Below are 19,249 nucleotides of genomic sequence, written 5' to 3' on the forward strand. Positions count from 1 at the left end.
AATGAAGGAAAAAATTAAAACACTTCAAATAATACATTTAGCTATAACACTAGGTGTAGCTGTTGCATATTTTTTTGTATTAGATAAAAATGCTATTGCTGATTTTAAAATCCCAACAATTGATTCAAATTCAATCATTTTTGCTTTAATTCCATTAATTGCTATAGTTTTGAGTAATTTCATGTTTAAAAGTATGATTAGCAAAATTGATAGAAACTTAAGCATAGAAAACAAAATTGGAGTTTATCAAACTTCATCAATCATTAGATGGGCAATTTTAGAAGGAGCAGCCTTTGTTCTGTTGTTTTTAAAACCAGAATTTTTTGTTTTTGGAATTGTAATAATTGTTTACCTTTTGACAATTCGTCCAACAGAAGATAAAGTGAATACAGATTTAAATTAAAATTATAAACTAAAAAATGACAACAAGCACAATTCTATTAATACTACTTTCAGTAATTATTTCTGGAGCTGTTGCATTTTATCAATATTTATTTAAAGCCGATAACCAAAACAAAACAAATTGGTTATTGGCTTTTTTGCGTTTTATTTCGGTGTTTTCTTTACTTTTATTACTAATTAACCCCGTAATTTCAAGAAAATCAATTGAAACTAACAAAATTCCTTTAGCTATTGTTGCTGATAATTCTCGTTCGATTACAGAATTAAAAGCAAATGATGTAGAAAAGCAATTATTTGAAAAATTGTCTTCCAATTCGGCTTTAAAGGATAAATTCGAAATTCAAACCTATTCTTTTGATGAAGAGTTTTTTGCTGGAAAGCCATTAGATTTTAAAGGAAATCAATCAAATATCGATAATGTTGCTACAAATTTGAAGCAATTAAACAAAAATGCCTTTTATCCAATTGTTTTATTAACGGACGGAAATCAAACTATTGGAAACGATTACGTGTATAGTTTTCAGGAAACTGCAAGTGTTTTTCCAGTTATTTTAGGTGATACAACAACGACTTTCGATTTAAAAATAAATCAGCTTAACGCGAATAAATACGCATTTCTAAAGAATAAATTTCCAGTTGAAGTATTCTTGCAATACAATGGAAATAAAGCCATTTCAGCCAATTTTTCTATTGAAAAAAATGGTAAGAAAATATCAAGTCAAACTATCAACTTCGATAAAAAGAATAAAGTACAATCAGTACAAATTTTATTAGAAGCGGATAGAGTAGGGCTGCAAAAATATAAAGCAGTAATTTCTTCTGCAACGAAAGAAAAAAACACGTACAATAACGTCAAAAATTTCGCTGTTGAAGTAATTGATCAAAGAAAAGAAATTGCTATCATTTCGGATATTTCTCATCCCGATTTAGGTGCTTTGAAACGCGCAATTGAATCTAATGCACAACGTAAAGTAACTTTGCTTAAAACAAATTCAATCAGTGATTTAAAAAAATATAATTTATTGGTTTTATATCAGCCAACTGCTTCTTTTAGAAAGGTTTTTGAGGCGAATAAAAACTTAAGAATTAACACATTTATCGTAACCGGAATGGCAACAGATTTTAATTTATTAAATCAAATACAATCCGATTTAGATTTCAAATTAACCAATAAAAAAGAAGATTTTACATCATCATTTTTAACTGGATTTAATCTTTTTGCACAAAACGATATTCAGTTTGAACAACTTCCACCTTTAGAAAATCCTTTCGGAAAAATTACTGAAAAAGGAAGTTTAAATACATTGCTTACTGCCAAAGTGAACGGAATAGAGGTTGGGAATCCTATCTTAACTTTTTCTGAAAAAGGGAATAGTAGAAGCGCTTATTTATTAGGAGAAAACTCTTGGAAATGGCGAATGGAAAGCCATGTAATGAATCAATCTTATGAAAAATATGATCAATTTATTGATAAGATAATTCAGTATTTGTCTACGAATTCAGCTAAAAAATCACTTTTAGTAGAACATGAAAGTTTCTATAATTCTGGAGAAACGATTGAAATTTTCGCGCAATATTTCAATAAGAGTTATGAATTGGAAGAAAATGCTAACCTTTCTATCAAATTAACGAACAAGAATACAAAATCGACAAAAAACTACAATTTCTCTAAAGCAAATAATGGATATCAAGCTATTTTTGATGGTTTAGAACCTGGTAATTATGCGTTTCAAGTCAAAGAAACAAGTAGTAATGCGAGTTATAACGGAACTTTTGAAGTATTAGATTTTGATGTGGAAAAACAATTTGTAAATCCAGATGTGTCGAAATTACAACAATTAGCGAATCAGAATAAAGGTGAAGTCATTCATCCCAACCAAATTGATAAATTGATTCAGAAATTATTAGAAAAAGACACCTATTTACCTGTAGAAAAGTCTTTAATAAAGAATTCTCCATTAATCGACTGGATTACTTTACTTGTAATTTTAGCCTTTTCATTAGCTTCTGAATGGTTTACCAGAAAATTTAACGGATTGTTATAAGTTTTTCTTTCATTTTTCATTAAATTTGTAGTAATGAAAAAGTACATAACTATTTTTCTATTATTAAGTTATTTGTTTTCAATGACTGAATTACATCAGATATTGAAAGCCCCTTTACTTGTGGAGCATTACTACGAGCACAATGATAAAGAAGAATTATCCGTACTTACTTTTTTAGAAATGCATTATTTAAATGGGAACGTAAAAGATGCAGATTATGAGAAAGACATGAAATTACCTTTCAAAAATTTTCAAGACAATCATCCAAACGTGGTTTTAAGTTTACCAGAAACTACCAATTTTTTCAATTTTTTTAGTTATCCAATTTCAGAACAAAAAAGTTTTTCTTTTGAAAATCAAGTAAATACATCCAATTTTCTTACTTCTATTTGGCAACCGCCAAAAACTATTTTATCATAATAAATTATATCAACTGCTCTAGTTGATAATTTCATTATTCATAAAATAAAAATATTCTCATGTTAAATAAAATAATAGAGTTTTCTGTAAAGAATAAACTCATCATTGCGTTATTTACCTTTGCTTTAATTGCATTTGGTATTTACAACGTACAGAAATTACCTATTGACGCAGTTCCGGATATTACTAATAATCAAGTTCAAGTTATTACAATTGCGCCATCTTTTGGAGCAACAGATATTGAAAGATTAGTAACTTTTCCAATTGAACAAGTCAATAACAACATACCTGGATTAAAAGAAATTAGAAGTTTCTCTAGGTTCGGTTTGTCATTAGTAACGATAGTTTTTGATGACGATACAGATATTTATTGGGCACGCCAACAAGTTTCCGAAAGATTACAACAAGTCCAAAGCCAACTTCCAAAAGGAATGGGAACACCCGAATTAGGGCCAGTTTCTACAGGTTTAGGAGAAATTTATCAATATGTGGTTCGTCCAGAAAAAGGCTACGAAAAAAAATACGACGCCACAGAATTAAGAACCATTCAGGATTGGATTATTAAAAGACAATTATCTGGTGTTAAAGGTGTAGCTGAAGTCAGTAGTTTTGGTGGAAAATTAAAACAATTAGAAATTAGTATTCAACCCAATAAGCTAAAAGCGCACGGTATTACAATAAATGATGTTTTTAATGCTTTAGAGAGTAATAATCAGAATACAGGAGGAAGTTATATAGAAAAGAACGAAACCGCCTTATTCATTAGAACAGAAGGTTTATTACAATCTAAAGAAGATATTGAAAACATTGCGCTAACTTCAAAAACAGGAACACCTTTATTTTTAAAAGATATTGCTGAAATCAAAAATGGATATGCTACTCGCTACGGCGCCATGTGTTATAACGATCAAGGCGAAGTTTCTGGTGCGATTGTGATGATGCTAAAAGGCGCAAACAGTAGTGAAGTTATCAAAAATGTAAAAGAACGAATTGCTCAAATTCAAAAAACGTTGCCAAAAGGCGTCATCATAGAACCGTTTTTAGATCGAACCAAAATGGTTAACAACGCCATCGGAACGGTTGAAAAAAACTTAATTGAAGGTGCTTTAATCGTAATTTTTGTATTGGTTTTATTCTTAGGAAATTTCAGAGCCGGACTTTTAGTAGCTTCCGTAATTCCATTAGCGATGCTTTTTGCGATTATTATGATGAATCTATTCGGCGTAAGTGGAAATTTAATGAGTTTAGGCGCGTTAGATTTCGGTTTAATTGTCGATGGCGCAGTAATTATTGTAGAAGCCGTCATTCATCAAATTTATTCGCATCATAAAAAGGAAAATGCCATTGCATTGACTCAAGAAAATGTTGATCACGAAGTAAAATCGTCTTCTAAAAAAATGATGAATAGTGCCGTTTTCGGACAAATTATCATCTTAATCGTGTATTTACCCATCTTTTCTTTAGAAGGAATCGAAGGTAAAATGTTCAAACCAATGGCGCAAACAGTTGCTTTTGCTTTAATTGGAGCATTTATTTTGTCGTTGACTTATATTCCAATGATGAGTTCAATTGTGTTGAAAAACTTAAAGCACAATCCAAATAATTTCTCTGAAAGAATGATGGCGTATTTGGAAAATATCTACCAAAAACGTTTAGTTCAGGCGATTAATAACAAAAGAAAAATTATTATTGCAACAATTGTCGTGTTTTTTGGTTCGATTGTAGTCATGTCGTTTTTAGGTGGCGAATTTATTCCTGCTTTGGAAGAAGGTGATTTTGCTGTCGATACTCGTGTACTAACAGGAAGTAATTTAAATACGACAATGGCTTCGACACAAAAAGCCGCTAAAATATTAAAAGACAGATTTCCAGAAGTAGAAAAAGTAGTCACAAAAATTGGTAGTGGTGAAGTACCAACTGATCCTATGCCAATGGAAGCCAGTGATATGATGGTGATTTTGAAAGATAAAAGCGAATGGACTTCAGCTACAACTTTCAATGAATTATCCGAAAAAATGAGCGAGGCTTTAAAAGATGTTCCCGGAATTACGGCCGGATTTCAATATCCTGTACAAATGCGTTTTAACGAGTTAATGACAGGTGCGCGACAAGATGTAGTTTGTAAAATTTTTGGTGAAAATTTAGATACACTTTCTATTTATGCTAGTAAAGTCGGTAAAATTGTAAAAACCATTCAAGGCACAAAAGATTTATACGAAGAACCAATTGGAGGTATGCCACAAGTGGTTATTAACTACAAACGACCAGTAATGGCGCAATATGGTTTAAGTGTAAATGAAATCAATAGGGTAGTGAATACCGCTTTTGCAGGTCAAAGTGCAGGTTTGCTTTTCGAAGGTGAAAAACGTTTCGACTTGGTTGTAAAATTGAATAATACCGAGAAAAAAGACTTAATTGACATCGAAAATCTATTAATTCCAACCAAAACTGGTGCAACTATTCCGCTTTATGTTTTAGCTGATGTGAAAATTATTAGCGGTCCAAATCAAATTCAACGTGAAGATGCCAAAAGAAGAATTGTAGTTGGTTTCAATGCCGATAGAGATGTGCAAAGTTTAGTTGGTGAATTAGAAAAAGAAATTAATGCTAAAATTAAATTTCCACCAGGCTATTATATCACGTACGGTGGAAGTTTCGAAAATTTAAACGCCGCAAAAGACAGATTGATGATTGCAGTTCCTATATCCTTAATCTTGATCTTTTTAATGTTATATTTCGCTTTCAAATCTATCAAACAAGCATTACTAATTTATACAGCAATTCCTTTATCAACAATAGGCGGAATCTTATTTTTAGCGGCTCGCGGAATGCCTTTTAGTATTAGTGCTGGAATTGGATTTATTGCACTTTTTGGTGTCGCCGTTTTAAACGGAATTGTACTAATTGCCGAATTTAATTCGCAAAAAGCAAGTGGAAATACAGATACAATTAGAGTGATTATGAACGGAACCAAAAAACGTCTTCGTCCCATTTTAATGACAGCTTTTGTAGCATCATTAGGGTTTTTACCAATGGCGATTAGTAATGGTTCTGGTGCTGAAGTACAACGTCCATTAGCAACTGTAGTAATTGGTGGCTTACTAATTGCAACTTTTTTAACCTTGTTTATTTTACCGATTTTGTACTTGGTATTCGAACAAAAATCTGAAATCAAAATGAATAAAAATGCAGTTTTATCAATCTTCTTTTTAGTAGGAACTTTCACTTCGTTTTCACAAAATAAAATGACGTTGGAACAAGCTTTAAATCTCGGAATTTCAAATAATATTCAATTGAAAACCGAAAAACAAAAAGTGGAAGCGGCTAAAGTTTTAATTCGTTCCGCAAATGAAGTGCCGAGTTTAAACTTAGTTGGTGAAATCGGACAATTAAATAGTGCTTATACCGATAATAGATTTGGTGTTTCTCAAAATATTAGTTTTCCATTTGTAAACGCTAAGAAAAAGGAATGGTTTGAAAAACAAGCAGAAATGGCTCAAATGAACTATAAATATTCTGAAAATGCCCTAAAAAAGGAAATTACACAAGTTTTTTACGATTTAGTTGTGGTTTCAGAAAAAGAAAAAGTAATGAAACAAACGGATTCTATTTTCGCAGCTTTTATTCAGAAAGCAAATTTGCGATTGAAATATGGTGAAAGCAATGCTTTAGAAAAAAGTTCTGCTGAATTATACATGGTAAAGATTAAAAATCAAGTCAAATTAATTCAGGAAGAAAAATTTAGAGTCGTGGCGCAATTACAATATTTATTACAAGTTACAGATAATATTGAACTGATTTATAAATCTGCCAAAATTGAAAATTTACCTTCACAAGATTTTGTTTCGAATAATGTAGCCTTGCAAATGTTAGCGTTGGAAAAACAAGCCAATACTTCAGTTTTGAAAATTGAAAAATCGGCTTTGATTCCTGATGTTGCTGTCGGATATTTTAGTACAACCATGCAAGGAAATGGCGCAGATAATAATTTTTATGGAAAAAATGACAGATTTCAATCGTTTCAATTGAGTTTAGGAATTCCTGTTTTTAATTCGGCCAACAAAGCCCGACAAAAAGCAATTAAAATGAACGAAACCATTCTAAACGATAAAACAACGATGCAACAACAAGAATTGCAAAAAATATGGAATACGTATTCTGTGAAACATACTAATAATCAGGAAGTTTTATCATATTACGAAACGGTTGTTTTGCCAAATACCAATTCAATTATCGCAAATGCAAACAAGCAAATTTTAAATGGAGATATTAATTTTATGGAATGGTCGTGGACAATGAACCAAGCGCTTGAAGCGAAATCAGATTATTTTGATAAAATTCAATCGTATAATAACAATATTATCCAAATCTTGTATTTCAATTAAAATTTAAACAGAATCATATGAAAAATATATATTTAGTACTGATTTTAGCTTTAACAATAGCTTGTCAGTCGAAAAAAGAAGAAATAGTAACTGAAACTGCTGTTAAAGAAAATGTGGTAGAATTGACTAAAAATCAATTAGATAATTCGAAAATTAAAATTGGAAGTTTAACAAATACTTCGCTTTCAAGTACCATAAAAGTAAATGGTAAAATTACTTTAGCGCCAAATGCGATGGCAAGTGTAAGTATGCCACTTGGCGGATATATTAAAAATATCAAAGTTATGCCTGGAATGGTAATTGGAAAAGGTCAAATTTTAGCAGTTATTGAAGATCAATCGTATGTTCAAATTCAGCAAGATTATTTAACGACTAAGCAACAATTGGCTTATGCTTCAAAGGATTTTGCGCGTCAAAAAGAATTAAATTCCTCGCAAGCCGTTAGCGAAAAGAATTACCAATTAGCAGAAAGTGAATACGCCAAACAAAGAATTACTTTAAAGTCGTTAGAGGAAAAATTGAAATTAATTCATATCAATCCAGCTTCATTAACTTCGAATACGATTTCAAAATCCGTAAATATTTATGCGCCAATTTCTGGAATGGTTACAAAAATTGATGTAAATATTGGAAAATACGTGAATGCAACCGATATGTTATTTCAAATTATGGATAACCAAAGCATGTATGCAAAAATAAATGTGTTTGAAAAAGATGCGGCTAATTTAGCAATCGGACAAAAAATAAAAGTTTACACGAATACGCAACCAGATGTTTTTTATGAAACGAAAATTGAGTTTGTAAACAAAAGTTATTCCGATGAAAATGCGATTGAAGTCTATGCGAAAATTTCAAATACAACGAAAAAACTTATTCCAGGAAATTACATAAATGCCATAATTCAATTTGATAATAATAATGCGTATATTGTGAATAATGATGCCATTGTAGATTTTGAAGATAAGAAATTCGTGTTTGTTCAAGATGCAAATAAAAATTCTTTCTCTATGCAAGAAGTACAAATTGGAATTGTAACTGATAAGGTTTCGGAAATTAGAAACTATGAAGCTTTTCAAAACAAAAAAATAGTGATTAGTGACGCTTACACTTTGTTAATGGTTTTGAAAAACAAAGAAGAGTAAAAAATATTCATTTTAAAAACAAATTTTTAATTATTACATAAAATATTTATATCAATAACTAATAAAAATAAAAATTATGAACGATGCACACTTACATTTATTGATAAACCATTTTCCAATCATTGGTTTATTTTTCGGATTTTTAATTCTTCTATTCGGAATGATTAAGAAAAATGCAACATTAAAATCAACAGCTTACATTATTTTTATTTCTTGTATGATTATGGGGAAAATCTCAATGATGACAGGCGATAAAGCAGAACATTCAGTTGAAGAAATGGCTGGTTTTTCTCATGATTATATCCACGAACATGAAGAAGCTGCGGAACTTTTTATGAAGCCTTTATATATTTTAGGTTTGGTTTCTATTTTTGGACTAGTTGCTTTATCAAAAAAACGTGAAAATGAAAAATTTGTTTCAATTTGTGCGATGTTAATTGCTGTAATTTGCTTATTTCTTTCCAAAAATGTAGGAACTTCTGGTGGAGAAATTCGTCATACGGAAATTAGAGAAAACACTAATATTAGCAATACACCAGAAGCGAATAAATCAACTGAAAGTGACGATGATAATCAATAAATAAAAAATTAATTTTAAAAATAATTTGTTTATTAAAAATTAATGAACATATATTTGCAAAACAATAAGACAAAAAATGTTTACAAATTCATTACATCATATCCATCATTTTTCCCACGCTCAAGCGAGGTAATTTTGGTATGTGTGTAAAACAAATATAAATTACAAACCCGTTTGAGTCAATCAAGCGGGTTTTTTTTATTCCTTCTCTTTTGGCTCGAACTCAATTTTAAAACTAAAATGAGTAAGTTAAAAATCGCCATTCAAAAATCAGGTAGATTAAACGAAGAAAGTATTCAATTGCTTAAAGATTGCGGAATTTCCATTTATAACGGAAACGATCAACTTCGTGTTACCGCATCAAATTTTCCTTTAGAAGTTTATTTCCTTCGAAATTCAGATATTCCTCAATATTTAATTGATGGAGTGGTAGATATTGCTGTTGTGGGTGATAATTTACTAGTCGAAAAAGGAAAGAATATTCAAATAGCTGAAAAATTAGGCTTTTCTAAATGCAAAGTTTCAGTTGCCGTTCCAAAAAGCTTCACTTACAATTCTATTCAAGATTTAAATGGCTTACGAGTAGCGACTTCGTATCCAAATACCGTAAATCAATTTTGTAACAAAAATAATATTGAAGTGGATATTCACCAAATTTCTGGTTCAGTTGAAATTGCACCAAACATCGGACTTTCAGATGCAATTGTAGATATTGTCTCTAGCGGAAGTACTTTGTTTAAAAACGGTTTAAAAGAAGTAGAAGTAATTTGTAAAAGCGAAGCAGTTCTTGCGGTTTCGCCTTTAATTACTGAAGATGCGAATCTAGTTTTAAATAAATTACTATTCAGGATTCAAGCAGTTTTACGTTCGAAAAAATCAAAATATATTTTAATGAACGTTCCGAATGATAATATTCAAGCAGTTTCAGAAATTTTACCAGTTCTAAAAAGTCCAACTGTTGTGCCTTTAGGCGAAAGTGGTTGGAGTAGCGTGCAATCGGTAATCGATGAAGAACAATTTTGGGACGTTATCGATAAACTAAAAGATGCCGGTGCAGAAGGGATTTTAATCTGTCCAGTTGAAAAAATGGTTTTGTAATCTCAATATTTCACACAAACAATAAAAAAAACTTCGCGCCTTAGTGTCTTCGTGGCAAAAAAGCGAAACTTTGAATCTTATAGATATGAAAAAAATAAACAACCCAACACAAAATACTTGGTCGGAAATTTTAAAAAGACCAACACAATCCTTTGCTGATATTGAAGAAACTGTAAAAGGAATTTTTAAAGAAATCCTGCAAAAAGGAGATGTTGCTGTACAAAAATATACGTCTTTATTTGACGGAAGTAGTTCAGAAAACATCTTAGTTTCGAAAGCAGAAATTGAAGAAGCAACCGAATTAGTTTCGAAAGAATTAAAACAAGCTATTGAAGTAGCTAAAAACAATATCTATAAATTCCACGAAGCGCAAAAAACGGAAAAGATCGAAATTGAAACAACAGAAGGTGTTTTTTGTTGGCAAGAAAAACGACCAATTCAAAAAGTTGGATTATACATTCCGGGTGGTTCAGCGCCTTTGTTTTCAACGGTTTTAATGTTGGCTGTTCCAGCGAGTATTGCAGGTTGTACAGAAATTGTTTTGTGTTCACCACCAAATAAACAAGGGAAAATTAACCCAGCGATTTTGTATGTTGCAAATTTATGTGGTGTGACTAAAATCTTTAAAGTAGGAGGAATTCAAGCAATTGGGGCAATGACTTTCGGGACAGAAACGATTCCGCAGGTATACAAAATATTCGGACCAGGAAATCAGTTTGTAACTGTTGCGAAGCAAGTGGCGACACAATACGGAGTTGGAATTGATATGCCAGCCGGACCAAGTGAATTGTTAGTTTATGCAGACGAAACAAGTGTTCCAAGCTTCGTAGCGTCAGATTTATTAAGCCAAGCCGAACACGGAACGGATAGTCAAGTAATTCTTGTGACGACAAACAACGAAGTTTTAAAAGCTGTTGAAAAAGAAATTTATCTGCAATTAGAAAAATTACCTCGTGCAGCAATCGCAGCTCAAGCCATTGAAAAATCAAAATTAATTTTAGTTGAAAACGAACAATTAGCTTTAGATTTAATTAATGAATATGGTCCAGAACACTTTATAATTTGCTCTAAAAACGAAGGTTTTTTCATTGACGGAATTCAAAACGCAGGCTCTGTTTTTATTGGAAATTTCACACCAGAAAGTGCTGGTGATTATGCTTCAGGAACGAATCATACTTTACCAACAAATGGTTCTGCAAAAACCTATAGTGGTGTGAATTTGGATAGCTTCATGAAGTCGATGACGTTTCAAAAAATTACTGAAAAAGGAATTCAAAACATCGGGAAAAGTATTGAAATTATGGCTGAAGCCGAAGGTTTACAAGCGCACAAAAATGCAGTAACATTAAGATTAAAAAAAATAAAATGATGAACATCAACATACAAAATCTCGTTAGGGAAAATATAAAAACCATGCAACCGTATTCTTCGGCACGCGACGAGTTTAAAGATTTCGAACAGAAAATGATTTATTTAGATGCTAATGAAAATCCGAATGACAACGGTATCAATCGTTATCCAGATACACAACAAAAATCAGTTAAGAAAATCCTTTCAGGAATTAAGAAAGTGGCTACATCTCAAATTTTGCTAGGAAATGGAAGTGATGAAGTGCTCGATTTATTGTTTCGTGCTTTTTGCGAACCAAATAAAGACAATGTGATTACGTTGCCACCAACGTACGGAATGTATGATGTTTTAGCGAATTTAAATGCAGTTGAAAACAAAGAAATTTTGCTAAATGACGATTTCGAACCAAATGTTTCAAAAATTCTATCCGAAGTGAATGAAAATACTAAAATCATTTTCTTGTGCTCGCCAAACAATCCAACTGGGAATTCATTTTCAGATGAAAGTATCGTAACTTTACTTGAGAGTTTTAACGGATTGGTTTTCTTGGATGAAGCCTATATCGATTTTTCTTCTAGAGAAAGTTGGTTGTCAAAAATGAACGATTATCCAAATTTGGTTATTTCTCAAACTTTATCAAAAGCGTATGGAATGGCTGGAATTCGATTGGGGATTTTATATGCTTCAATTGAAATTATTGAAGTTTTGAATAAAATTAAACCGCCTTATAATGTGAATATTTTAACGCAATATAAAGCAATTCAAAATTTAGAAAATACAAAAAAAATAAATAAACAAATTATTGATATTCAATTAGAAAAAAAGTTTTTATTTAAATGTTTACTTAAACTTAATTTTATAGTAAAAGTTTATCCTTCCGAGGCAAATTTCATTCTGATAAAAGTCGATAATGCGAACAAAAGATATCAACAATTATTAGAAAAAGGCATCGTAATTCGAAACAGAACTTCACAACCTTTATGTGATAATTGTTTACGAATTACCATCGGAACTTCAGAAGAAAATTTAAAATTAATCAACACACTAAAAGAATTATAATGACAAAGAAAGTATTGTTTATCGACCGAGATGGAACTATGATTAAAGAAGTTTCCGATTATCAAATTGATGCTTTTGATAAAATGTATTTCTATCCAAAATGCTTATCATTCTTAGGTAAAATAGCAAAAGAATTAGATTACGAACTGGTTTTAGTCACCAATCAAGACGGATTAGGAACAGATATTTTTCCAGAAAACACGTTTTGGCCAGTGCACAATTTCATCATGAAAACCTTTGAAAGGGAAGGTGTGTTTTTTGCAGATCAATGTATTGATAAATCGTTTCCAGATCAGAAATTGCCAACGAGAAAACCTGGAACTGGAATGCTAACTAAATATTTTTCAGAAGAATACGATTTAAAAAAATCATTTGTAATTGGCGACAGATTAACCGATGTGGAATTAGCTAAAAACTTAGGTGCAAAAGCCATTTTTATCAATGATGACACCAATTTAGGAACGGCAGAAATTTCTTTAAATGCAACTCAAATTTCTGAATCAATTGCTTTAGAAACTAGCGATTGGGAAAAAATCTATGAATTTTTAAAATTAGAAAATCGTTCTGCTTCAATAATCAGAAAAACGAATGAAACGGATATTTCTATTTCAGTAAATTTAGATGGAACTGGAAAAAGTAATATAAATACCGGTCTACATTTTTTCGATCATATGTTAGACCAAATTGCGCGACACGGGCAAATGGATTTAGATATTCAAGTGAAAGGCGATTTACAAGTTGATGAACATCACACAATTGAAGACACAGCCATTGCTTTAGGTGAAGTTTTTGCATTGGCTTTAGGAAATAAATTAGGCATTGAACGCTATGGTTTTTGTTTGCCAATGGACGATTGTTTAGCGCAAGCTGCAATTGATTTTGGCGGTAGAAACTGGTTGGTATGGGAAGCCGATTTCAAACGCGAAATGATTGGTCAAATGCCTACGGAAATGTTTTATCACTTCTTTAAATCGTTTACAGACGGCGCAAAAGCCAATTTGAATATCAAAGCGGAAGGAACCAACGAACATCATAAAATTGAAGCGATTTTTAAAGCTTTCGCAAAAGCCATAAAAGTTGCTGTAAAAAGAGATATTGAAAAAATGATTTTACCAAGCACAAAAGGAATGTTGTAATGAAGATTGTTATTATAGATTACGGAGCTGGAAACATTCAAAGTATTCAGTTTGCTATAAAAAGATTGGGTTTTGAAGCCATTTTAAGCAATAATCCAATCGAAATTCAACAAGCAGATAAAGTCATTTTTCCTGGTGTAGGCGAGGCGAGTAGCGCGATGAAAATGCTTATCGAAAGTGGTTTAGACAAAATCATTCCAACATTAAAACAACCGGTTTTAGGAATTTGTTTAGGTATGCAGTTGATGTGTAAGCATTCTGAAGAGGGAAATACCAATGGTTTAGGGATTTTCGATGTGAATGTTGTCAAATTTTCAAATGCCGTTAAAGTGCCACAAATGGGTTGGAACACGATTTTTAATTTGAAATCGAAATTATTTGAAAACATCAAGGAAAACGAATTTATGTATTTGGTTCATAGTTTTTATGTTCCGAATACCGATTTAGCCATTGCGAATACCAATTACGAAGTCGAATACGCTTCTGCTTTGCAAAAAGACAATTTTTATGGCGTGCAATTTCACCCAGAAAAAAGCGGAAAATGGGGAGAAAAAATTTTAGAAAACTTTTTGAATTTATAAAATGAACAACAATAAAATAAGAATTATTCCTGCAATTGATATTATTGATGGAAAATGTGTACGATTATCTAAAGGGAATTTTGACACAAAAATTATTTACAATGATAATCCAGTTGATGTTGCGAAATCCTTTGAAGATCACGGAATCGAATATTTGCATTTGGTAGATTTAGACGGAGCAAAAACGGGTAGAATAGTGAATCATAAAGTATTAGAAGCCATTGCAACTAAAACGAATTTAAAAATAGATTTTGGTGGCGGAATTAAAGTTAGTGACGATATTAAAATAGCTTTTGAATCGGGTGCGAATCAAATTACTGGCGGAAGTATCGCTGTTAATGATGCACAAAAATTTTTAAGATGGATTGAATGTTTCGGACCAGACAAAATGATTTTAGGAGCCGATTTTAATCCATATAAAAATGGTGCTAAAATTGCCATTTCTGGTTGGAAAAAAGAGTCAACAGAAGATTTGTTACCATTCATTTACAACTATTTGCAAAACAAAATTAGTTATGTGGTTTGTACGGATATTAGTAAAGATGGTATGCTTTCTGGACCAAGTTTCGAAGTTTATAAACAAATTCTAGAGCATTGTAATGTAAAAGAAAATAAAAATCACATTAAATTAATCGCTTCTGGAGGCATTTCTGAATTTGATGAAATTCCAAAGCTAGCCGAATTAGGTTGCGAAGGCGTAATCATCGGAAAAGCGATTTATGAAGATAGAATTTCGTTGAAACAACTTGAAAATTATATAATTAGCTAAAAAATGTTGACAAAAAGAATCATTCCTTGTTTGGACATAAAAAACGGAAGAACCGTAAAAGGTGTCAATTTTGTCAATTTAATTGATGCTGGAAATCCTGTAGAATTAGCTAAAAAGTATTCGGAAACAGGCGCGGATGAATTGGTTTTCTTAGATATTTCTGCAACGGAAGAACGCAGAAGTACGTTGATAAATTTAGTTCGAGAAGTGGCTGAAACTATTAATATTCCGTTTACGGTTGGTGGAGGAATCAATTCTGTGGAAGATGTTGAAATTCTACTAAAAAATGGAGCAGATAAAGTTTCTATCAATTCATCTGCGGTTAAAAACCCTGATTTGATTAATAAATTAGCACAAAAATTCGGTAGTCAATGTATAGTTGTAGCCATTGATGCGAAACGTATTGACGGAATTTGGAAAGTGCATTTGGTTGGCGGAAAACAAGCTACGGATATTAATTTATTCGATTGGGTGGTGGAAGTTGCGAATCGTGGTGCGGGAGAAATTTTATTCACATCAATGGAAAATGACGGCACAAAAGACGGATTCGCCAATGAAGCTTTAAATATCATTTCAAAATTAGTCAATATTCCAATTATCGCTTCTGGTGGTGCTGGAAACAAACAAGATTTTGCTGATGCTTTTTCAATAGGAAATGCCGATGCCGCTTTAGCTGCCAGTGTTTTTCACTTTGGAGAAATTGAAATTCCAGAATTAAAACAATTTTTGAAAAAACAAAATATAAAAGTTAGAATATAACAAACATTGCAGATTATTTAGATTATTAGAATTTCTTCAATCTGTGTTTAAAAAAAATAAAATATAATGAGAATTGACTTTACAAAAAACAACGGATTAATTCCAGCAATCATACAAGACAATGAAACCAAAACAGTTTTGATGTTAGGTTATATGAATCAGGAAGCTTTAGATAGAACTTTAAAAACTCAGAAAGTAACCTTTTTTAGTCGTTCTAAGAACAGATTATGGACAAAAGGCGAAGAAAGTGGTAACTTTTTAAACTTAGTTTCTGTTAAAAACGATTGTGATAACGACACATTGTTAATCAAAGCCAATCCAGTTGGACCAACATGTCACACAGGTTCTGATACGTGTTGGCAAGAAGGAAACTATTCAGATTATGGTTTTCTTTCGAAATTAGAAAACACCATTCAAGAACGAAAAGATAACGCGACTTCAGAAAAAAGTTATGTGGCATCTTTGTTCGAAAAAGGGATCAATAAAATAGCTCAAAAAGTAGGTGAGGAAGCCGTTGAAGTGGTCATTGAAGCCAAAGATAATAACGATGATTTATTCTTATCGGAAAGTGCCGATTTACTGTTTCATTACCTTATTTTACTGCAAGCCAAAGGTTTTAAATTGAATGATGTAGTGGAAGTTTTGAAAAATAGAGAAAAATAATACAGTTATCAATAAAACAATATAAAAACACTATTTTACTTACATGATTTTTTTTACTTTTAATAAAAATTAGGATTATGAGATTTCATACAAGAAAATGGGTAAAACCCGAAGATTTAAACGCAAACGGAACATTATTTGGTGGGCAATTATTGGCTTGGATTGATGAAGAAGCGGCTTTGTATTCGATTGTACAATTGGAAAATCCGAAAGTAGTTACGAAATACATGAGTGAAATTAACTTCATGAGTGCTGCAAAACAAGGTGATATCGTAGAAATTGGTATTGATGTAGTGAAATTTGGAACTTCTTCTTTAGTGTTAAAATGTGAAGTTCGAAACATGATGACTCGCGAAAAAATCATCACGATTGATAATATTACGATGGTAAATTTGGACGAAGAAGGAAAATCGAAACCTCACGGAAAAACGCAAATTGAATATATTGAAGATAGGTTAGGGAATTCTATATAAATATTTAACCATATAAGTCATTTAAGTTTTTCTTTCCTTCGTTAAGTTAACTTATATTGCACTTAAATAGTAAGAAAATTTAAGCCAATTCAAGTTTAACTTATATGACTTATATGTTTAAAATCCAATCAAATATGCAAGTAAAACTTCATCATTACGACTTAAAATTAAAACACAATTTTAAAATTTCTCGTTTATCTTTCGATATAAAACCAACGTTAATCGTAGAATTAATTAGCGATGGAATTTCTGGTTTTGGTGAAGCAACTGAAAACGCCTATTACGAATTAGACACATACAAAATTGCGGCAGATATTACTAAAATCATTCCGATAATTGAAAAATCAGGAAACCTTTCTCCAGAAGAATTTTGGAATACATTAAATCCACTTTTATTGCACAATCGGTTCGCGTTATGTGCTTTAGATATTGCTTTTCACGATTTATTTGCTCGAAAAAAAGAAAAAAAACTATACGAATTATGGAATTTATCAATTGATAAAAATCCGTTGACGAATTATACGATTGGAATTTCTACGATTGACGAAATGCTTCTAAAAATGAAGGAAATGCCTTGGCCGATTTATAAAATCAAATTAGGAACTCCGAACGATATCGAAATTGTAAAAGCGCTACGTGCAACAACCAAGGCCATTTTCCGTGTCGATGCAAATTGCGGTTGGACAGTCGAAGAAACAATCAAAAACTCAATTGTTTTAAAAGATTTAGGTGTAGAATTTATCGAACAACCTTTAAAAGCGGATGATTATTTAGGTCATGCCGAAGTTTTTAAACATTCGGTTTTACCGATAATTGCTGATGAAAGTTGTATTGAAGAAGAAGATGTTTTAAAATGTCATAACTATTTTCACGGTGTGAATATCAAATTGATGAAATGTGGAGGAATTACATCAGCGTTACGAATGATTCATGAAGCTAAATCATTAGGATTGAAAACGATGGTTGGTTGCATGACAGAATCTACTATAGGAATTTCTGCAATTGCACATTTGTTGCCCTTTTTAGATTATGTAGATATGGACGGCGCGTTATTATTGGAAAAAGACATCGCAACTGGCGTTTCTATAGATTTTGGAAAAACAATTTATAGTAAAGAAAATGGAACAGGAGCGAAGTTAATTCGTTAATAATAAATTATAAAATGAAAAAGATATTTATAGTATTCACTTTCTTAATTTTTAGTAAATCATTTGCAATTGTTGGTTTGGCAGATTGGCAATTTGTAACCTCAAAAGGAAATGTTTTTAACGATTATCAACAAGATGGTATTTCATTGTCAATCAATAAGGAAGATATTAAAATTGATAATTTAACAAGATGGTATTTTTATAATGATTTTATTATAGGTGAACATTTGAATGAATCATCACAGTTAGAATACTTTTTTGTGAATGAAATAAATTCTAAAGTAATTTTTTTTGATACATTTGATGAATCAGAGAAGTTTAAAAATGAAAATGACTTAAAACCATTATTTTGGACAAGATGGAATGATGAAAATTCAATAGATTCAATTTTTGTCTTTTTAATAAATTTTTTTGCATTCATTATTGTTTTCATATATGTAATTGTTTTTTTAATAAGATTATTTAAAAAACCAAGAAATATGATCTATAAAAATGAAGCTAAATTTTGCCTGATTTTTGTAATAGCGCTACTAATAATTAATTTGCTTGATAATTTTAAAATAAGTTTTTAATATGATTTCATCTACTGCCTTCGAATTTTTAGATTTACTTGCCAAAAACAATAACCGCGATTGGTTTACCGAAAACAAAAAACGTTTTGATACCGAAAATAAACTGGTAAAAGCCTTTTTCACAGAAGTTCTGGTAGATTTAGAAAAAATGGATAGTATTGAAAAAATGCAAATGCATCGAATTTATAGAGATGTTCGTTTTTCTAAAGACAAAACACCATATAAAAGTAATTTTTCTGTCAGTTTTGATAGAACAAAACCAATGCTTCGAGGCGGAATGTATTTGCATATTGAAAATAATGCCAGTTTTGTAGGTGGTGGATTTTGGGAACCTAATAACGAAGATTTATTACGAATCCGTAAAGAAATAGAATTAGATGCTTCCGATTTACGAGAAATTATTGCTAATCCAACTTTCGAAAAATTCTTCGGAACTTTAGAAGGTGAAGGGCTGAAAACGGCTCCAAAAAACTTTGATAAAACACATCCTGACATCGATTTAATTAGAAAAAAACAATTTGTGGTCAGAAGAAAATTTTCGAATAAAGAAGTCTTATCTCCAAATTTTAAAGACGAAGTTATCGCTACTTTTGCAGCAATGCGACCGTTTTTCAATTACATGAGTGATGTGTTAACGACCGATTTAAATGGGGAAAGCCTTTACTAA

At 31.2% G+C, this 19,249-nt stretch carries 18 protein-coding genes; all 18 read left to right on the top strand.

Annotated elements, in window-relative coordinates; translation table 11 throughout:
- The first annotated feature begins 1 nt into the window (after position 1).
- The 18 genes from BMX42_RS10405 to BMX42_RS10490 all read left to right on the top strand — a co-directional run bounded on the left by BMX42_RS10405 (position 2) and on the right by BMX42_RS10490 (position 19,249).
- Positions 2 to 403, top strand: coding sequence for an MFS transporter (locus tag BMX42_RS10405; protein WP_091313498.1), 402 nt, complete (start codon positions 2 to 4; stop codon positions 401 to 403).
- Between the two features lie 16 nt (positions 404 to 419).
- The gene (locus BMX42_RS10410) at positions 420 to 2,447 is read left to right on the top strand and encodes a hypothetical protein (protein ID WP_091313503.1); all 2,028 of its coding nucleotides are present in this window, start codon (positions 420 to 422) and stop codon (positions 2,445 to 2,447) included.
- A 33-nt stretch (positions 2,448 to 2,480) separates the two neighbouring features.
- The gene (locus BMX42_RS10415; RefSeq protein ID WP_143055639.1) at positions 2,481 to 2,867 is read left to right on the top strand and encodes a hypothetical protein; all 387 of its coding nucleotides are present in this window, start codon (positions 2,481 to 2,483) and stop codon (positions 2,865 to 2,867) included.
- A gap of 59 nt (positions 2,868 to 2,926) precedes the next feature.
- Positions 2,927 to 7,252: a CusA/CzcA family heavy metal efflux RND transporter gene (locus BMX42_RS10420; protein ID WP_091313510.1), complete on the top strand. Its 4,326-nt coding sequence runs from the start codon at positions 2,927 to 2,929 to the stop codon at positions 7,250 to 7,252.
- 17 nt (positions 7,253 to 7,269) lie between these two features.
- A complete protein-coding gene (locus tag BMX42_RS10425) occupies positions 7,270 to 8,394 on the top strand; it encodes an efflux RND transporter periplasmic adaptor subunit (protein WP_091313513.1) in 1,125 nt (374 codons plus the stop codon).
- Between the two features lie 76 nt (positions 8,395 to 8,470).
- Complete coding sequence (locus tag BMX42_RS10430) at positions 8,471 to 8,974, top strand: hypothetical protein (protein ID WP_177169161.1); 504 nt, start codon at positions 8,471 to 8,473, stop codon at positions 8,972 to 8,974.
- Between the two features lie 240 nt (positions 8,975 to 9,214).
- Entirely contained in the window at positions 9,215 to 10,072 is an 858-nt protein-coding gene (gene hisG / locus BMX42_RS10435; protein WP_091313517.1) for an ATP phosphoribosyltransferase, read from the top strand.
- Between the two features lie 85 nt (positions 10,073 to 10,157).
- A complete protein-coding gene (hisD, locus tag BMX42_RS10440) occupies positions 10,158 to 11,441 on the top strand; it encodes a histidinol dehydrogenase (protein WP_091313520.1) in 1,284 nt (427 codons plus the stop codon).
- Complete coding sequence (hisC, locus tag BMX42_RS10445) at positions 11,438 to 12,481, top strand: histidinol-phosphate transaminase (protein ID WP_091313523.1); 1,044 nt, start codon at positions 11,438 to 11,440, stop codon at positions 12,479 to 12,481. The genes hisD and hisC overlap by 4 nt, the downstream gene beginning before the upstream one ends.
- A complete protein-coding gene (hisB, locus tag BMX42_RS10450) occupies positions 12,481 to 13,617 on the top strand; it encodes a bifunctional histidinol-phosphatase/imidazoleglycerol-phosphate dehydratase HisB (RefSeq protein ID WP_091313526.1) in 1,137 nt (378 codons plus the stop codon). The genes hisC and hisB overlap by 1 nt, the downstream gene beginning before the upstream one ends.
- Positions 13,617 to 14,198 (top strand): imidazole glycerol phosphate synthase subunit HisH, encoded by a 582-nt coding sequence (hisH, locus tag BMX42_RS10455; protein ID WP_091313530.1) that lies wholly within the window; start codon positions 13,617 to 13,619, stop codon positions 14,196 to 14,198. The genes hisB and hisH overlap by 1 nt, the downstream gene beginning before the upstream one ends.
- A gap of 16 nt (positions 14,199 to 14,214) precedes the next feature.
- Positions 14,215 to 14,967 (top strand): 1-(5-phosphoribosyl)-5-[(5-phosphoribosylamino)methylideneamino]imidazole-4-carboxamide isomerase, encoded by a 753-nt coding sequence (locus BMX42_RS10460; protein ID WP_091314090.1) that lies wholly within the window; start codon positions 14,215 to 14,217, stop codon positions 14,965 to 14,967.
- A gap of 3 nt (positions 14,968 to 14,970) precedes the next feature.
- Positions 14,971 to 15,726, top strand: a complete 756-nt coding sequence (hisF, locus tag BMX42_RS10465; RefSeq protein WP_091313533.1) for an imidazole glycerol phosphate synthase subunit HisF — start codon at positions 14,971 to 14,973, stop codon at positions 15,724 to 15,726.
- A 66-nt stretch (positions 15,727 to 15,792) separates the two neighbouring features.
- On the top strand, positions 15,793 to 16,389 hold the full coding sequence (hisIE, locus tag BMX42_RS10470) for a bifunctional phosphoribosyl-AMP cyclohydrolase/phosphoribosyl-ATP diphosphatase HisIE (RefSeq protein WP_091313536.1): 597 nt from the start codon (positions 15,793 to 15,795) through the stop codon (positions 16,387 to 16,389).
- A gap of 77 nt (positions 16,390 to 16,466) precedes the next feature.
- Positions 16,467 to 16,862, top strand: a complete 396-nt coding sequence (locus BMX42_RS10475) for an acyl-CoA thioesterase (RefSeq protein ID WP_091313540.1) — start codon at positions 16,467 to 16,469, stop codon at positions 16,860 to 16,862.
- A gap of 134 nt (positions 16,863 to 16,996) precedes the next feature.
- The gene (locus BMX42_RS10480) at positions 16,997 to 18,010 is read left to right on the top strand and encodes a dipeptide epimerase (RefSeq protein ID WP_091314094.1); all 1,014 of its coding nucleotides are present in this window, start codon (positions 16,997 to 16,999) and stop codon (positions 18,008 to 18,010) included.
- 14 nt (positions 18,011 to 18,024) lie between these two features.
- Positions 18,025 to 18,582, top strand: coding sequence for a hypothetical protein (locus BMX42_RS10485; RefSeq protein WP_091313543.1), 558 nt, complete (start codon positions 18,025 to 18,027; stop codon positions 18,580 to 18,582).
- Between the two features lies 1 nt (position 18,583).
- Positions 18,584 to 19,249 carry a DUF2461 domain-containing protein gene (locus tag BMX42_RS10490; RefSeq protein WP_091313545.1) on the top strand — a complete coding sequence of 222 codons (666 nt, stop codon included), beginning with the start codon at positions 18,584 to 18,586 and terminating at the stop codon, positions 19,247 to 19,249.

Origin of the sequence: Flavobacterium terrigena, assembly GCF_900108955.1 — a bacterium.
GTDB lineage: Bacteria > Bacteroidota > Bacteroidia > Flavobacteriales > Flavobacteriaceae > Flavobacterium > Flavobacterium terrigena.

Excerpts from the sequence above, each read along its gene's own strand:
- BMX42_RS10485 (WP_091313543.1), top strand. The coding sequence starts at position 18,025 with ATGAAAAAGATATTTATAGTATTCACTTTCTTAATTTTTAGTAAATCA.
- BMX42_RS10490 (WP_091313545.1), top strand. The coding sequence starts at position 18,584 with ATGATTTCATCTACTGCCTTCGAATTTTTAGATTTACTTGCCAAAAAC.
- hisIE (WP_091313536.1), top strand. The coding sequence starts at position 15,793 with ATGAGAATTGACTTTACAAAAAACAACGGATTAATTCCAGCAATCATA.
- BMX42_RS10475 (WP_091313540.1), top strand. The coding sequence starts at position 16,467 with ATGAGATTTCATACAAGAAAATGGGTAAAACCCGAAGATTTAAACGCA.
- BMX42_RS10405 (WP_091313498.1), top strand. The coding sequence starts at position 2 with ATGAAGGAAAAAATTAAAACACTTCAAATAATACATTTAGCTATAACA.
- BMX42_RS10480 (WP_091314094.1), top strand. The coding sequence starts at position 16,997 with ATGCAAGTAAAACTTCATCATTACGACTTAAAATTAAAACACAATTTT.
- BMX42_RS10415 (WP_143055639.1), top strand. The coding sequence starts at position 2,481 with ATGAAAAAGTACATAACTATTTTTCTATTATTAAGTTATTTGTTTTCA.
- BMX42_RS10430 (WP_177169161.1), top strand. The coding sequence starts at position 8,471 with ATGAACGATGCACACTTACATTTATTGATAAACCATTTTCCAATCATT.
- hisC (WP_091313523.1), top strand. The coding sequence starts at position 11,438 with ATGATGAACATCAACATACAAAATCTCGTTAGGGAAAATATAAAAACC.
- hisD (WP_091313520.1), top strand. The coding sequence starts at position 10,158 with ATGAAAAAAATAAACAACCCAACACAAAATACTTGGTCGGAAATTTTA.
- hisH (WP_091313530.1), top strand. The coding sequence starts at position 13,617 with ATGAAGATTGTTATTATAGATTACGGAGCTGGAAACATTCAAAGTATT.
- hisB (WP_091313526.1), top strand. The coding sequence starts at position 12,481 with ATGACAAAGAAAGTATTGTTTATCGACCGAGATGGAACTATGATTAAA.
- BMX42_RS10410 (WP_091313503.1), top strand. The coding sequence starts at position 420 with ATGACAACAAGCACAATTCTATTAATACTACTTTCAGTAATTATTTCT.
- hisG (WP_091313517.1), top strand. The coding sequence starts at position 9,215 with ATGAGTAAGTTAAAAATCGCCATTCAAAAATCAGGTAGATTAAACGAA.
- BMX42_RS10420 (WP_091313510.1), top strand. The coding sequence starts at position 2,927 with ATGTTAAATAAAATAATAGAGTTTTCTGTAAAGAATAAACTCATCATT.
- BMX42_RS10425 (WP_091313513.1), top strand. The coding sequence starts at position 7,270 with ATGAAAAATATATATTTAGTACTGATTTTAGCTTTAACAATAGCTTGT.
- hisF (WP_091313533.1), top strand. The coding sequence starts at position 14,971 with ATGTTGACAAAAAGAATCATTCCTTGTTTGGACATAAAAAACGGAAGA.